The sequence below is a fragment of the Collinsella sp. SGI.180 genome (assembly GCF_050313455.1).
In the GTDB taxonomy this organism is placed as follows: Bacteria; Actinomycetota; Coriobacteriia; order Coriobacteriales; family Coriobacteriaceae; genus Collinsella.
This window is the reverse complement of the sequence record NZ_JBNPLL010000037.1, coordinates 1-2471: the sequence shown is the minus strand read 5'-3', so window position 1 is coordinate 2471 and position 2471 is coordinate 1. Positions and strand designations below refer to the sequence as shown.

Annotated in this window: 2 protein-coding genes; both read left to right on the top strand. The window is 63.1% G+C overall.

The window, feature by feature from the left end:
- The first annotated feature begins 161 nt into the window (after window positions 1-161).
- Window positions 162-1616 carry an IS21 family transposase gene (istA, locus tag ACQRAP_RS08585; protein WP_304202435.1) on the top strand — a complete coding sequence of 485 codons (1455 nt, stop codon included), beginning with the start codon at window positions 162-164 and terminating at the stop codon, window positions 1614-1616.
- Complete coding sequence (gene istB, locus ACQRAP_RS08580; protein WP_304202432.1) at window positions 1613-2359, top strand: IS21-like element helper ATPase IstB; 747 nt, start codon at window positions 1613-1615, stop codon at window positions 2357-2359. The genes istA and istB overlap by 4 nt, the downstream gene beginning before the upstream one ends.
- The last annotated feature ends 112 nt before the right edge of the window (window positions 2360-2471 follow it).

Below are 2471 nucleotides of genomic sequence, written 5' to 3'. Positions count from 1 at the left end.
TGTTTAGGGCAATCTGATTGTTGCTAGTGCGGCACCCATTCTTTTCATCTACGGAAACGAAGAATTTCAGAAAAGGCAAAGGCATGCCGACCAGCTAGGCCTACCGTTGCAATTGCAGCTACCAACTGACAATTGCACAGGAGGCAGGAAGGATGATCAGCATGCCAATGATCGAAAGTATACGAGAGATGTCGAGAAGGGGCCTCTCCAATGCGGAGATACAGCGCAGGACGGGGATATCCCAACCGACGATCCGCAAGTACATCGCGATGGACGATTTCTCGCCGCAGGCCCCGAGCCTGCAATCGCGCCCGTCGATCCTTGACCCTTACAAGCCCTTCGTCGACGAGATCCTGCTCGGCGACCAGCGCGTATGGCGCAAGCAGCGACACAGCGCAAAGCGCATATACGAGCGCTTGCTGGACGAGACCGCCTACGACGGCGGCTACGGAACCGTCAAGAACTACGTGAGGAGGCGCAAGGCCGAGATATCCGCGGCGTCCGACTGCTATATGGAGCTTGTCTGGGCGCCGGGGGAGGCGCAGGCCGACTTCGGCGACGTCGACGTGCTGGCCGGGGGAGAGCGCGTGAGGATGCACTTCCTGGTGCTCAGCTTCCCCTTCTCCAACATGGGCTTCTGCCAGCTCTTCGCGGGCGAGACCAGCGAGTGCGTGTGCCAGGGCCTCCGCGACATCTTCGAGCACATCGGCTGCGTTCCCACCCGCATCGTCTTCGACAACGCCACGGGCGCCGGCAGGCGCCGCGGGCAAAGCGTGACCGAGGCGGACCTCTTCCGCCGGATGAAGGCCCATTACGGGTTCGAGGCGACCTACGCCAACCCCCGCGCCGGCAACGAGAAGGGCAATGTGGAGCGAAAGGTCTACTGGTGTCGCCAGCATCTGTTCACGCCTGCGCCCAGCGTCGACGACATCGAGCTGTTCAACGCGGAGCTGCTCAGCCGCTGCTCGGGCTCGGGTTCGAACCGCCACTACGAGAAGGGGCTGACATGGTCGGAGCTGTTCGAGAGGGACAGGTCGGCGATGCCGCCCCTGCCCGCCAAGCCCTTCAGCTGCATGCGATTCGTCACCGGCGTGTCGGTGGACAAGCGCGGCGACGCCACCGTCGACGGCGGCCACCGCTACCATGTGGGCCACAGACAGGCTTCCGGCACCGTCACCGCCGTGTACGGCGCCCACACCGTCGCGTTCGCGGACGCCGCGGGCGAGATCGTGGCGGAGCACGCGAGGAGGTTCGGGGCCGCGAAGAACGGGCCGGAGGCCGTGTCCCAGCTGGCGTTGCTGGTGAGGAAGCCCGGCGCATGGCGCAACTCGGCGGTCAGGGCCGCCATGCCCGCAGACGTGAGGGCCCATGTGGACGCGCTGGAGTCGGCTGCCAGAAAGGACCTGATCGTGTGCATGCGCAGGTGGTGCAGGGAGAGCTCGGTCGAGGACGTCGGTGCCGCTATCTCCGAGGTGCTGGCCTCAACGGGGAGAGCCAGGCCCTCCGACGTGGAGATGATGCTCGCGAGGATGGGCGGGTTCGGCCTTGGGACGGAGCCCGACGTCGGCCCGGATCTCACTGTCTACGACAGGATGCTCGGAGGTGACGCCGCATGAGCGCGCGAGGCGACCTGGAGAGCGCGGTGAGAAGAGGGTTCAGGGCCGTGATGCTATCCAACCACACTGCGGAGAAGTACGCGTCGGAGTCGACGGCCGCAGAGCTCAGGTTCTTGGCAGGCATGTTCGAGGAGGAGCTCTCCTGGAGAGAGGAGAGCAGGAGGGGGCGGCTGCTGAAACGGGCCAAGTTCCCGGTCCCCAAGACCTTCGAAGGGTACGACTGGTCGAGGGTAAAGGTGCCGGAGGAGATCGGACGCGGGGGCATCGAGAGCTGCAGGTTCATTGCAGACAAGCAGAACCTCGTCCTGTACGGCGGCGTGGGGAACGGCAAGACCCACATGGCCATAGCGTGCGGAACCGCAGCCTGCGCCATGGGGATGACGGTGATGTTCACGACGATCGCCGACCTCGTCGTGAGGATGACCAAGGCCGAAGCCGAGGGAACCTTGGAGAAGGTGTTCAAAGAGGTCGAGAGGGCCGATCTGGTGATACTGGACGAGCTTGGGTACCTTCCCATAAACCAAGATGGCGCCAAGCTCCTGTACCAGGTGGTGAACAAGTGCTACGAGAGGAGAAGCCTTATCGTGACCACGAATCTTGAGTTCAGCAGGTGGGGAAAGATCCTGACCGACGACCAGATGGCGGCTGCCATGATCGACCGAATCGTCCACTACGGCCACCTGGTCGTGTTCGAGGGGCCGACGAAGAGGATGGAGGCCTCGCCTATGGCCCGAAGGGGCTAAGAGGCAAAGCCAAAGAGAGAAAGAGGCACGCCTTTGCCAAACCTGAAACCTTTCCTTGCCACGTGTGAAAAGAACCGCTGCCTCAATTGAAAGCCCGAGCTTGACACAAACA